We start from the raw sequence: 12,755 nt of genomic DNA, 5'->3' as shown, positions 1-12,755 counted from the left end.
CGTCGGATTTAAGGTTTTTAAAAGTAATGTTATGTTTCTAGCTAATATGCTAAATAAGATAAAAAGATAATAAAAATCAATGTATAAAATAGAGTTTAAAAAGAATAAAATAGGCCCTCATAGCAGTATAAAATTTTTTTATGAACTGATGATTTCATTTTTTTTGTGCTGTTCCAGAAAATTGTGACTTGACCGAAATGCCAAACACATTGCAAGATAGGGTACCTAAAAAATTTTAATTGAAGAGTTAATATACTTTTCTCAACATTTACTTTTGCTAGAACAGCCGAGGATTACATGAAGGCTCTTGTTGCTGTAAAACGCGTGGTTGATGCCAACGTTAAAGTTCGTGTTAAGCCGGACAATAGTGGGGTTGACCTTACCAACGTAAAAATGTCAATTAACCCATTTTGTGAAATCGCAGTGGAAGAAGCGGTTCGCTTAAAAGAAAAAGGAACAGTATCAGAAATCGTTGTTGTTTCTGTTGGTCCTAAAGAAGCTCAAGAACAAATCCGTTCTGCAATGGCTCTAGGCGCAGACCGTGGTATTTTGGTTGAAACTACTGATGAAATTGGCGCTTTAGAAGTTGCTAAAATTTTAAAAGGTGTTGTTGAAGCTGAAAAACCAGAACTTATCCTTCTTGGTAAACAAGCAATTGATGATGACTCTAACCAAGTAGGTCAAATGCTTGGTGCATTATTAGGTGCTGGTCAAGGTACATTCGCTTCTGAAGTGAAAGTTGATGGCGGTAAAGTACAGGTGACTCGTGAAGTTGACGGTGGTTTACAAACTGTTGAACTTACACTTCCTGCAATCATCACGACTGACTTGCGTTTGAACGAGCCACGTTATGCAGCATTGCCTAACATCATGAAAGCTCGTAAGAAGCCACTTGATACTAAATCTCCTGCTGATTATGGCGTTACAGCTGGTACTAAGCTTAAAACTGTTAAAGTTGAAGCTCCAGCAGAACGTAAAGCTGGCGTACAAGTGAAATCTGTAGATGAGCTTGTTGAAAAATTGAAAAATGAAGCGAAAGTGATCTAATACGGAAGGATAAAATCATGAGTATTTTAGTTATCGCTGACCACAACAACCAAGTACTTAACGGTGCTACTTTAAACGTTGTTGCTGCAGCACAAAAAATCGGTGGTGATATTACTGTATTAGTTGCTGGTTCTGGTGCTCAAGCAGTTGCTGATGCTGCTGCTAAAGTTGCTGGTGTAAGCAAAGTTTTACTTGCTGACAATGCTGCTTATGCAAACCAATTAGCTGAAAACGTAGCTGGCCTAGTTGCTGACTTGGCTAAAGGTTACAAATACGTTTTAGCTGCTTCTACAACGACTGGTAAGAACATTCTTCCACGTGTTGCTGCTCTTCTTGATGTAAGCATGATCACAGATATCATTTCTGTTGAATCTGCGAACACATTCAAGCGTCCTATCTACGCTGGTAACGCGATTGCAACTGTTCAATCTGACGAAGCAATCATTGTTGGTACTGTTCGTGGTACAGCATTTGATCCAGTTGCTGCGGAAGGTGGTTCAGCTGCTGTTGAAACAGTTGGCGAAGTAAAAGATGCGGGTATTTCTCACTTCGTATCTGAAGAAATCGTTAAGCTTGATCGTCCAGAATTAACTGCGGCTCGCATCGTAGTTTCTGGTGGTCGTGGTGTAGGTTCTGGTGAGAACTACCATAAAGTACTTGATCCATTAGCTGACAAGCTTGGTGCAGCACAAGGTGCTTCACGTGCAGCAGTTGATGCGGGCTTTGTACCTAACGATTTCCAAGTTGGTCAAACTGGTAAAATCGTTGCGCCTGAGCTTTATATTGCTGTAGGTATTTCTGGTGCGATCCAGCATTTAGCTGGTATGAAAGATTCTAAAGTTATTGTTGCAATCAACAAAGACGAAGAAGCGCCAATCAACAGTGTTGCTGACTACTGGTTAGTTGGTGATTTGAACACTGTAGTACCAGAATTGGTATCTAAACTTTAATCTTTACCGATTAAAGCTAAAAAACCCTTAGTTTTTACTAGGGGTTTTTTATTATGGATAGTGTCCTGAAATGTATAACTGAAACTTTTATCTCATTTGAGGTTTGATTTTTATAGAATAAAAATCACATAGTTTTATTAAGAATAGAACGTGCTCGTTATAGCGATATGATAAGAATAATATGCAATTAAATTATACAAATATCACCAGATTGGCGGTGTAGATTCCGCACATTACACAGTGCTTTTATGCTATAGTATACAGCTATATTTTTTTCGATTTTAGTTCAGTTTCCGGAACTAAATTTTTTGCAAGATCAAGACATATAAGCAGATGGAAATTTCTATCTGTAAGAAGGAGTATGCATGAGCGTATCGGAAATCCGACCGATTGCCATTGAGGACGAACTCAAGCATTCATATTTAGATTACGCGATGAGTGTAATCGTATCTCGTGCATTGCCGGATGTGAGAGACGGTCTTAAACCTGTTCACCGTCGTGTGCTTTATGCCATGCACGAATTGGGCAATGACTATAACAAAGCCTACAAGAAATCTGCGCGTGTTGTTGGGGACGTAATCGGTAAATATCACCCTCACGGTGACTCAGCTGTTTATGAAACCATTGTACGTATGGCTCAGGACTTTAGCTTACGTTATTTATTGGTAGATGGTCAGGGTAACTTCGGTTCGATTGATGGTGATAGCGCAGCTGCAATGCGTTATACCGAAGTCCGTATGACCAAGCTTGCACACGAGCTTCTTGCAGATCTAGAAAAAGACACGGTTGACTGGGAAGATAACTACGACGGATCTGAGCGTATTCCTGAAGTACTTCCGACACGTGTTCCTAACTTGTTAATTAATGGCGCTGCTGGTATTGCCGTAGGTATGGCAACCAACATGGCACCGCATAACATGACAGAAGTTGTGAATGCGTGCTTAGCCTATGCTGACAATCCGAATATCTCGATTGAAGGATTGATGGAATACATTACGGGTCCTGACTTCCCTACAGGCGGTATTATTTACGGTAAATCAGGTATTGTTGATGCCTACCGTACAGGTAAAGGCCGCTTACACATTCGTGGTAAGTACCATTTCGAAGAAGATGAAAAGACAGGCCGTACAACCATCGTCTTTACTGAAATTCCATATCAAGTAAACAAAGCAAGAGTTATTGAACGTATTGCCGAGTTAGTGAAAGAGAAAAAACTTGAAGGTATTTCAGAACTTCGTGATGAGTCTGACAAAGAAGGTATGCGTATTGCAATTGACTTAAAGCGTGGTGAAAACGCTGAAGTCGTTGTAAATAACTTATTCTTAAATACTCAACTTGAAAACTCATTCAGCATCAATATGGTTTGTCTTGATAACGGACAACCAAAATTGATGAATCTGAAAGATATTATTGCGGCATTTATCCGTCACCGCCAAGAAGTTGTGACCCGCCGTACCATGTTCGAACTGCGTAAAGCACGTGAACGTGGTCATATCTTAGAAGGCTTAACCGTTGCTTTAGCCAATATCGATGAAATTATCGAGACGATTAAAACTTCTGCTAACCCTGCTGAAGCGCGTGAGCGTTTACTTGCAGGTGAGTGGGCAGGTGGTGGTGTCGTTTCATTGCTTGAAAAAGCTGGCGCAATTTCTGTTCGTCCAGATGAAATCGAAGGTGAAGATCCAAATCGTCCATTCGGTTTAACTGAATCGATTTATCGTTTATCACCAACACAAGTAGGCGCAATTTTAGAATTACGTTTACATCGTTTAACTGGTCTTGAACAAGACAAATTACATGCAGAATATACTGAGATCTTAGGTCAAATCGCTGAACTTACTGCAATTTTGAATGATTTCAATTTATTGATGGCTGTAATTCGCGAAGAGTTGGCACTGGTACTACAACAGTATGGTGATGGACGTCGCACTGAAATTATTGAATCACGTATTGATTTTAGCCGTGAAGATTTAATTCCTGAAGAGCAAGTTGTATTAACGGTTTCACAAACAGGTTATGCAAAGACTCAACCACTTTCAGATTATCAGGCTCAGCGCCGTGGTGGACGTGGTAAGTCTGCAACTTCAATGAAAGATGATGACTTTATTCAACATCTGATTGTAGCTTCAAACCATGCGACTGTGCTGTGCTTTACCAACGTAGGTAAAGTATATCGCCTTCGTGTGTTTGAAGTGCCTCAAGCATCACGTGGTGCCAAAGGCCGTCCGATTGTGAACTTGTTACCTTTAGATGCGAATGAAACAGTAACAGCTATCTTGCCGTTGACTGAGTTCCCAGAAAACCATTACGTATTTATGGCGACAGCATCAGGTACGGTTAAACGTGTTGATTTAGAGCAATTCGCTAATATCCGTTCAAATGGTTTGCGCGCAATTGAACTCAATGAAGAAGATACCTTAATTGGTGTTGCGATTACTGATGGTAATCAGCAAATCATGTTGTTCTCGAACGAAGGTAAGGCAATCCGTTTTGCTGAGACTGACGTACGTGCAATGGGTCGTACTGCGAAAGGTGTGCGTGGTATGCGCGTTAGCTTTGCAAGCAGTACTTTAAGTGAAGAAGATGCAGAAGTTGAAAATGATGAATCAGATGACAATGACGATTCAGCAGATTCAAATTTAGTAAGCCGTATCGTATCGCTTGTAGTTGTACCTGAAACAGGTGAAGTACTATGTGCAAGTGCCAACGGTTATGGTAAGCGTACTCCAGTAAATGACTTCCCGACCAAGAAACGTGGCGGTAAGGGTGTAATTGCGATTAAGACAAGCGAACGTAACGGTGAGCTTGTTGGTGCAGTGTCTATTGATGAAACCAAAGAATTGTTACTTATTTCTGATGGCGGTACATTAGTTCGTACCCGTGCAGCAGAAGTTGCAATGACTGGTCGTAATGCACAAGGTGTACGTCTAATTCGCTTAAGCGAAGAAGAAACTCTAGTGGGCGTTGTGTCTATTGAAGCTGTTGAAGATGAAGAAGAATTTCTCGAAGGCGAAGTAGATACTACTGAAACTGATAGCGAAGAAGTTGTATCAAATAATGAAGATGCTTCTGAAGACTAAGTAAAACTTTAATAAAAAAGGAAGCATAAGCTTCCTTTTTTTATTTTATGAAGAAGATTTTTTAACAAGCCGATAATAAGATAAACTCATCAATATTAATCCAAGGGTCCCAAGAAAAATCAGCTTTGGTACAACCGTGGCTAATGGAACGCCCATCTGGTTAAGTTGCACAAACATTTGTACCGCATGTGTTGAGGGTAAACACCATGCCAACGATTGTAACCATTCAGGCATGGCTTGATGAGGCCAAGCAGCTCCAGTTAGTAAGAATAAAGGTACAGAGCTAAACACAATAATATGTCCTGCACGTTCCGGCATATCTAAAAGTGAACCGATCAGCATGCCTAATCCAATCACACAACTAATAAAAATTGGAACGGCAATGAGTAGACCTATAAAGTTTCCACCGTGTGGATAGTCATTGAACCACAAGGTAAAACCAAAAAGATAAAAACAGCCCAAACAACCAATAGTAAATATACTTGCGAAAACTCCAGCGAAGCGAACAGCTGTAATCTTTTCATGTTGCTCACGATAACTAGCTATTAACATTGCCAAACCTAGCACAATCGTTTGATGAATAATTAAAGATGCAACAGCCGGAAAAATATAACTTCCATAGCCTGAAAGTGGGTTAAATAACGGCACTTGATGAATAGAAAGCGCTGGCTGGAAATGTGTGCGCTGTCCAAATTTTTCAATATATTCTTTTAATATAGCTTCTATCGAGGTTGCTAGACCTAAACCAATTTCTTTAGTTTTTAAAAAGTTGGTTGTGCTTAAGTATAAGCCGATTCCACCTGTTTCTCCTCTGCGTAAGCTTTGGGTTAAGTTATTGGGTAAAAGTAAAATACCGTCGGCTTTTTGCTCACGGACCATTTGTTCAGCTTGTAAAAAATTGCTGGTAACTGTAACGATATGAACATGGGGGCTATTTGCACTTTGGCCAATCAATTGAGAAGTTAAGAGGCTTTGTTCTTCATCAACAATGACAATAGGAATAGATTCTGCCCGCTCAGCTTTATAGGCGGTAGGGTAAAAAAAACTATAAAGAATGACGGATAAAATCAGAGTTGTGAAAACTGAACTGTTTCCTACAATATCTTTAAAAGTTTGCAAATATGCCTTTAAAAATTCTTTCATTGCACTGCTCCCCGAATTAATTTTTTAAGCAGTAGAGAACTTAAAAAGAAGTAAATCAGGCAATAACCGATGAGTATTAAAAAAGGAATCATTGAAATGAAAATTGGACTGCCGATCACCCATTGTTCGGTTTGAAGCTTAGCATAAGGGGTATAAGGAATAATGAGTGACCAAAATTTGGTAAAAATAGGGGCATTATTTAAAGGTAGCGTAACGCCTGCGAAACTTAAAGAAGACCCGCCATATACCGCGATAAAACCAAAAGTTTTACTTAAATTTTTGGTTGCAAGAATGACGGTGCTACTAATCAAAGCGTAGGCAAAATAGAGTAAAAACTGTGCACATAACAATAAACTAAGAGAACCTGCTACGAACCAGCCACGGATTTCGACTAGCCAAAACATCCATATCCATGTCCATGCACAAAATATAAGGCTATAAAGCAAATTTTTAGCCAATAAGCCTTGAATAAAACTTTCTCGGTTTACCCATGCTGTTAATGTGCCACGTTTAAGTTCTTGTCCAATAGCAAAGGCAACACAGCAACACAGCAATAAGTGCAATACAGCAGGAACCATGAAGGGTTCTAAATAAAACTCATAGCTCATGCTTGGATTATAAAGCGTTGAGATTTTTACATGAGCTGTAGGAGCATCTAAATAGGGAATACTATTTGCAAGATAACTTTGACCAGCATAGTCTGCTAAAGCATTAAGGGTACTGACCAGCATTGCTGAAGAAATTGTATTTCCGACACTAAAAAAAGACTGATTAAATGCAATGCTGATTTGAGCATCTTGTGCTTTCACGAAGCGTTTTTCAGCCCCGTCTGGAATAAAAACATAACCCCATATTTTGGTTTCATTGAGTAGTTGTTCAGCCTCAGCAGAGCTTGCCGTAATTGTTTTAATGTCTACTGTATGATTCAACGAAAGATACTTTTCAATATTGCGGCTGAGTTCACTTTGGTCTTGATCAATAATCGCAATTGGTAAGTGTTCAGCTTTACCTGCGTAAAACATGCTGCTAAACATGAAAATGATAAAAGCAGGGATAAGTGTGACCATACACAAATCCCATTTATTGCTTTTTAGATAGTTTAGTTCCCGTAATATACTGGCAAACATGCTTTATTTTTCTTCTTTAATTTTAAATAGAACACTCATACCAACCTTTAAATCTTTGACAGGACTTTCAGGCACCAGATGTAATTTGAAGCTACGAATATCATAGCCTCCAGTTTGGCGAGTCGTTTTAATGGTGGCGAATTCACCTTCAGCATCAATATTCTTGATTTTAAAATTCACATTCTGATTAAGAGCAGGTATGAATCCTTCAAGGGTTTTATTTTTATAAACGGATGCATATTGATTTTCACCGACGTTTAAACTTACCCATAAATCATCATCTTCTAAAATGCTAACAACAGGCACGCCCATAGCGACTAATTCGGAAGGTTTACCATAAGTTTTTGAAACCGTACCTGAAATAGGTGAGAGTAAGCGTGTCTCTTCCTCTAACGCTTTTGCCTCAGCTACCGCAGCTTTTGCAATTTCAACTTGTGCATCTGCTGTAGATTTTTGCTGGCTAGTACTTCCACGTTTTGCACGAGCATATTGTTGATAAGAGGCTTCACTTAATTCTTGAGCAGAGGTCTGTGCAGCAAGCATTTCATCTCGTCTTTGACGTGAAATGACACCTTGTCTATATAAATTTTCACCGCGTTGGTAAGTGGTCTTTGCAAGGTTTGCTTGTGCTTTCGTGCTTTGCCAGTTGGCATAAAGAGTATCGATATTTTCTTGTTGCGAACCGCGGTCTACCGTAGATTGAAATGCTAAAGCCGATTGTAAGGTAGCCAAGGCTTGTTGCTTTTTAGCTTCTATTTCCGGGCTAACCAAACGAACAAGGGGCTGACCTTTGGAAATTTTCTGGCCTTCTTGTACATAAATTTCTTCAATACGACTTGGAACTTTTGTACTTACGTGAATAGTCTCGGCTTCAACTCGGCCTTGAAGTTCAATAGGTTTCGGCTGATAGCTTTTCCACAAACCAAAAATAATTAAACCTAATAGGGTAATGATGATCAGGCCAATAATCAGTTTAATTTTAGAGTTTTTAGGCGATTTAGAGTCACTTTTATTTGTGCTTGATTCTTGATGGTCACTAACTTGATCATCTTTTTGAACTTGGTTGGTTTCTGCCGTATCCGCAACAGGAGAATCTTGTTCTGAATGAGCTGAGTCTTGATTCATTTTATACTCCCATTAACGAATATAGTCGGTATGTGGTTGATTAACATAAGCTTTAAACTGATCAATTGAGCCGTGACTTTGCAGTAAAGTTGCGAGTGACATGACATATTTATAAGCATTTAAAGCCATTTCAGTTTTTAACGCACTTAATGCATTTTGTGCATCAATCACTTGGGTTGCTGTACCCATTCCTTCACGAAAAGAAAGTTCTTGGATACGTAGGTTTTCTTGAGCGGCATTTACGTTTCTTTGTAAGAGCTGATGACTTTGTTGAGCAGAGTTAAGCTCGTTATATGATTTATTCAAAAGTGCTTCAATCTCTTGTTTAGTTCGTTCAGTCATGAGCTCAGAAGCGTAGCGCTTCAATTCGGCAGCATGAATATTCTTATTTTTATCTACCCCAGAGAATAGGTTGTATTTTGCCATTACACCGACAATCCAGTTTTCATTTTCATCAAGCGCATATTCACCAAATGCAAATAGACTTGGTTTTTTTGCTGCTTGTTGAGCTTGAATATTGACATTAGCCAGTTGAGTATCCATCTGCATTTTTTGTACAAGGCTAGATTGTTGTGAATAACTGGTTAAAAGTGATTCTAGGGACTGGCTGGGAGTGTTGTTTACAAATAACGGTGTACTTAAATCGACATTATTTTGTTGATGTAAAAGATTATTAAGACTAAAGCGGCTGGCGTTTAAGTTGGCTTGAGTATTTTGTAAAGTACGTTCCGCATTATTACGCGCGACTTCAAATTGCATGCGTTGCCCTTTACTAATAAATCCTTGTTGTTCCAGCTTTAGGGCATTGCTGTAATGTTTTTGCATCGCATTAAAATTAAATAAGCTACTTGCGACCAGTTGCTGCTGTAATTGCACATTAAAGTAACTTTGTACTACTTCAAATCGCTGTATATCTTGTTGTTGTTGGCTTGAAAGTTCAGAGCGCTGTGCTTGTATATTTGCTATTTTTTTAGCGCTACTGGTTAAGCCGCCTGTATAGAGTGGCATTACGACTGAAATGGAAGGGCGTACGACCTGATCTTCTATGGTCAGATTCGCATAATCTGGAAATCGGTTAATACCATCATGTATGGTTTGGTTTGCGCCTTCTTGAACTTGTCCCAGCACATCTGATGGAATGACATTGTTCCACTGTGAAAGTTTATCGTTTAGTCCTTGGCTTAAATCATTCTCAAGTTTTTGTTTAAAAGCCCCAAGAGGTACATCTGTTTCACTATGAAAAGCATATGCTCTGACATTCAAATCAACTCTAGGTAATCCGAGGCCCTTTACTGCTTCAGCTTCTAATTGAGATGCTTGCTGTAATGCTTGGTTGGCTTGAGTACTGTATGAACTTTTTAAAGCTTGTTGTTCTGCTTCAGCATAACTTAAGCTTCCGGCATATAAATGATTAGTGAAAAAAAAGCCTAAAGCCAAAGCAAGATGTTTTGGTTTAAATGAAAAGGGAAAAATAGACTGTCTATATCGATGTGTTGGCATTTTAAATAACAATTTTTGGCATCCCTTATAGTTTAAATTTCTTGTTATTAAATTCAATTATCATCTTGTTTATTATACATTTGTATAAAAACATAGTGGTTTTTAGCTCCTTTAATTATTGAATTTACTAAGCCAATATTTTTGTAATAGCTATCAAGGTATGTGAAATTATAATCACAAGTCAAGTTGATCTTTTTGCTTAAAAATTTTTTAAATGGGGAAGCTGATTATTAAAACTAAAGAAATAAAGACAACAATAATTGAAAAAATAAACCTAAATACAGTCCAGCATTGAAATATTTACTTGAGAAGCTGCTGCAAGCTTAAGCAATCTGTGGTTAAATGCCATTTTTATTGTGTTTGACTTTATACAAGGGAAAAATCATGCGCGCGTACAATTTCTGTGCTGGTCCTGCTGCATTACCTACTGCCGTTTTAGAAAAAGCTCAACAAGAATTGTTGGATTGGCAAGGTAAAGGTCTATCCATCATGGAAATGAGTCACCGTAGTGCTGACTATGTTGCTGTGGCTGAAAAAGCTGAAGCAGATTTACGCAAGTTAATGAATATTCCAGAAAACTATAAAGTACTGTTTTTACAAGGCGGTGCGTCATTACAATTTTCTGCGATTCCTTTAAACCTTCTAGGTAAGAACAGTAAAGCCGATTATATTCACACCGGAATCTGGTCTGAAAAAGCTTTAAAAGAAGCAAAACGTTATGGCGATATTAATGTTGTAGAAGCTGGCATTAAAGTAGATGGCAAGTTCGCGATTTCTGAACAAAGCGAATGGAATTTATCTGACGATGCAGCATATGTACATTATGCGGATAATGAAACGATTGGCGGCTTACAGTTTGCAGGAATTCCTGATGTAAAAGCTCCACTTGTTTGTGACTATTCATCAAGTATTTTATCTGCTCCATTAGATGTGACTAAGTTCGGTTTAATCTATGCTGGTGCACAAAAAAATATTGGTCCTGCTGGTTTAACAATTGTCATTATTCGTGATGACTTACTTGATCAGGCTAAACCAGAAATTCCAAGTATTTTAAAATATGGTGAGCAAGCGAAAAATGGTTCTATGGTAAATACACCATCGACTTACGCTTGGTACTTGTCTGGTTTGGTATTTGAATGGTTGCTAGAGCAGGGTGGGGTAGAGGCTATTCATAAAGTGAACCTTGAAAAAGCTCAGTTGTTATATGGTTATATCGACTCAAGTGATTTCTACAATAACCCGATCGCAATTCCAAACCGTTCAATTATGAATGTACCGTTTACCTTGGCAGACGAAGCTTTAGAAAAGCAATTCTTAAAAGAAGCGGAAGCTAATCACTTGTTGAATTTAGCTGGCCACCGTTCTGTCGGCGGTATGCGTGCAAGTATTTATAATGCCGTACCATTAGAAGGCGTACAGGCTTTAATCAACTTTATGGATGATTTTGCAAAGCGTAATGGTTAAGCAAATCAAATAAATAAAGCCCTCAAATGAGGGCTTTATTTATTAAATAAGTTATAAATTAAAAAGGCACTAAACCAAACTGGTGCATGAATATGGCAGCTAAGAACATACCCAAGACAAAAAAGCAAAACGCACCAGTATCGACCTTTACGCGCAGGCTACTGGATTGAATGAGGCTGGTAGTTTGTTCGGGTATAATCTTCATTCAATAACCTAATTATTAAAATATTAGTGAAATTCAATTAGTTTCACCCTTTTTAGCACAAATAGTCGCCTGAATCCAGATATTACCGCGAATATATTCGCCAATATTAAAGTTTTTATACAAATCGTTTTTGGTCGCAATGCGCACTAATATGGCAGGAAGATCATCTTCTAAAACCAAAGTGACATCATAAAGGGTATATTCTGCCCCCATAAATGTCATAGAGGTCTTACCAACAATATTACCTTGGAACCATGCTTCATCTTCTTGACCAAGATTTTCGCCATATAAATAAGCGACCATTTTAGAAAAATCAACGGTTACAGGTTCTTGATCTTCTGGAGTTTTTGGTTGCCATTCATTAATGAGTTCCTGTAAGTTTTCAGGAGCAACACCATTATGTTCAGTTAAAATTGCATTTAATGCACGGTGATGTTTAATAGAAGCGGGGTCATCAACAATGATTTTTTCACCTGCTGGAACAGGTTCTAATTCATAAGCCCATGCATTAAATTGGACTTGATAGTTTTGATTTTTGTCATATTGACAGTAGTTAACACTAAATAAATTATCAAATGCATAAACGGTTGTATTTTTATTTAGTCTTAAACTCAACACGGCTTGTGTAGCAGAGTCACAAGTAATGATGCGTTCAATTTTCGCATTATATTGATATGGACTTTCAAAACTTGGGAAGGCTGTTTTAAGCGCGCGAGGTTTTTGGTTTTCAACAGCAATAATTTGATTGATCGTAACTTTTTGGTCTTGTGGACCTTGAATGAGCCAAAAAGATTGGTCCATGTCTTCTTCATGTTCACACAAACCCATTGGCATTACAGGTGCATCAAGTGCCAGTCCTAACCATTTTGGTACATCTGTTTCGGGATGGGACGTCAATAGATTCCAATGTTCTCCATGACTACCAAAATTTTGGTCATTTACTTTAATAACTTCTGGACTGTTTTGATTTTTCATAAGCATGATGCTGTTGGGTTCACATTACTTGTTATATTAAATCGAGGGTGTTTGCTATTTTTCAAGTCACCATATGTAAATTCTCTTGTAAAAGCGCATATTTAGTCATTTAAAGGGAAGCGGCGTTTCTATTTATAAG

At 38.3% G+C, this 12,755-nt stretch carries 9 protein-coding genes; 4 read left to right on the top strand and 5 right to left on the bottom strand.

Going from position 1 to position 12,755, the window contains the following annotated elements:
• The first annotated feature begins 297 nt into the window (after positions 1-297).
• From AW165_RS02470 to gyrA, 3 genes are all read left to right on the top strand, one after another.
• Positions 298-1,047, top strand: a complete 750-nt coding sequence (locus AW165_RS02470; protein ID WP_002118903.1) for an electron transfer flavoprotein subunit beta/FixA family protein — start codon at positions 298-300, stop codon at positions 1,045-1,047.
• A 17-nt stretch (positions 1,048-1,064) separates the two neighbouring features.
• Positions 1,065-1,997, top strand: a complete 933-nt coding sequence (locus AW165_RS02465; protein ID WP_060464873.1) for an electron transfer flavoprotein subunit alpha/FixB family protein — start codon at positions 1,065-1,067, stop codon at positions 1,995-1,997.
• A gap of 365 nt (positions 1,998-2,362) precedes the next feature.
• Positions 2,363-5,077, top strand: coding sequence for a DNA gyrase subunit A (gyrA, locus tag AW165_RS02460; protein ID WP_060464872.1), 2,715 nt, complete (start codon positions 2,363-2,365; stop codon positions 5,075-5,077).
• A 45-nt stretch (positions 5,078-5,122) separates the two neighbouring features.
• Here gyrA and AW165_RS02455 read toward each other — a convergent pair whose 3' ends face one another.
• From AW165_RS02455 to AW165_RS02440, 4 genes are read right to left on the bottom strand one after another with little or no spacing between them, the layout of a single operon-like run.
• Positions 5,123-6,220 (bottom strand): ABC transporter permease, encoded by a 1,098-nt coding sequence (locus AW165_RS02455; RefSeq protein ID WP_060464871.1) that lies wholly within the window; start codon positions 6,218-6,220, stop codon positions 5,123-5,125.
• Positions 6,217-7,347 carry an ABC transporter permease gene (locus AW165_RS02450; RefSeq protein WP_212823798.1) on the bottom strand — a complete coding sequence of 377 codons (1,131 nt, stop codon included), beginning with the start codon at positions 7,345-7,347 and terminating at the stop codon, positions 6,217-6,219. Before AW165_RS02450 ends, AW165_RS02455 begins: the two co-directional genes overlap by 4 nt.
• A gap of 3 nt (positions 7,348-7,350) precedes the next feature.
• A complete protein-coding gene (locus tag AW165_RS02445; RefSeq protein ID WP_060464869.1) occupies positions 7,351-8,472 on the bottom strand; it encodes an HlyD family secretion protein in 1,122 nt (373 codons plus the stop codon).
• Between the two features lie 12 nt (positions 8,473-8,484).
• On the bottom strand, positions 8,485-9,972 hold the full coding sequence (locus AW165_RS02440; protein ID WP_060464868.1) for a TolC family protein: 1,488 nt from the start codon (positions 9,970-9,972) through the stop codon (positions 8,485-8,487).
• Positions 9,973-10,356: 384 nt separating this feature from the next.
• Here AW165_RS02440 and serC point away from each other — a divergent pair, with 384 nt between their 5' ends.
• Positions 10,357-11,436: a 3-phosphoserine/phosphohydroxythreonine transaminase gene (gene serC, locus AW165_RS02435; protein WP_060464867.1), complete on the top strand. Its 1,080-nt coding sequence runs from the start codon at positions 10,357-10,359 to the stop codon at positions 11,434-11,436.
• A gap of 238 nt (positions 11,437-11,674) precedes the next feature.
• Here serC and AW165_RS02430 read toward each other — a convergent pair whose 3' ends face one another.
• On the bottom strand, positions 11,675-12,616 hold the full coding sequence (locus tag AW165_RS02430) for a hypothetical protein (protein WP_002118998.1): 942 nt from the start codon (positions 12,614-12,616) through the stop codon (positions 11,675-11,677).
• Between the last annotated feature and the right edge of the window lie 139 nt (positions 12,617-12,755).

The organism is Acinetobacter sp. LMB-5 (assembly GCF_001541635.1).
GTDB classification, from domain to species: domain Bacteria; phylum Pseudomonadota; class Gammaproteobacteria; order Pseudomonadales; family Moraxellaceae; genus Acinetobacter; species Acinetobacter pittii.
The sequence above is the reverse complement of the archived record's forward strand: the minus strand, read 5'-3'. Positions and strand labels throughout refer to the sequence as shown.

Bases quoted from the DNA above. Each gene is read 5' to 3' on its own strand.
- AW165_RS02470 (WP_002118903.1), top strand. From the start codon at position 298: ATGAAGGCTCTTGTTGCTGTAAAACGCGTGGTTGATGCCAACGTTAAA.
- AW165_RS02465 (WP_060464873.1), top strand. From the start codon at position 1,065: ATGAGTATTTTAGTTATCGCTGACCACAACAACCAAGTACTTAACGGT.
- gyrA (WP_060464872.1), top strand. From the start codon at position 2,363: ATGAGCGTATCGGAAATCCGACCGATTGCCATTGAGGACGAACTCAAG.
- AW165_RS02455 (WP_060464871.1), bottom strand. From the start codon at position 6,220: ATGAAAGAATTTTTAAAGGCATATTTGCAAACTTTTAAAGATATTGTA.
- AW165_RS02450 (WP_212823798.1), bottom strand. From the start codon at position 7,347: ATGTTTGCCAGTATATTACGGGAACTAAACTATCTAAAAAGCAATAAA.
- AW165_RS02445 (WP_060464869.1), bottom strand. From the start codon at position 8,472: ATGAATCAAGACTCAGCTCATTCAGAACAAGATTCTCCTGTTGCGGAT.
- AW165_RS02440 (WP_060464868.1), bottom strand. From the start codon at position 9,972: ATGCCAACACATCGATATAGACAGTCTATTTTTCCCTTTTCATTTAAA.
- serC (WP_060464867.1), top strand. From the start codon at position 10,357: ATGCGCGCGTACAATTTCTGTGCTGGTCCTGCTGCATTACCTACTGCC.
- AW165_RS02430 (WP_002118998.1), bottom strand. From the start codon at position 12,616: ATGAAAAATCAAAACAGTCCAGAAGTTATTAAAGTAAATGACCAAAAT.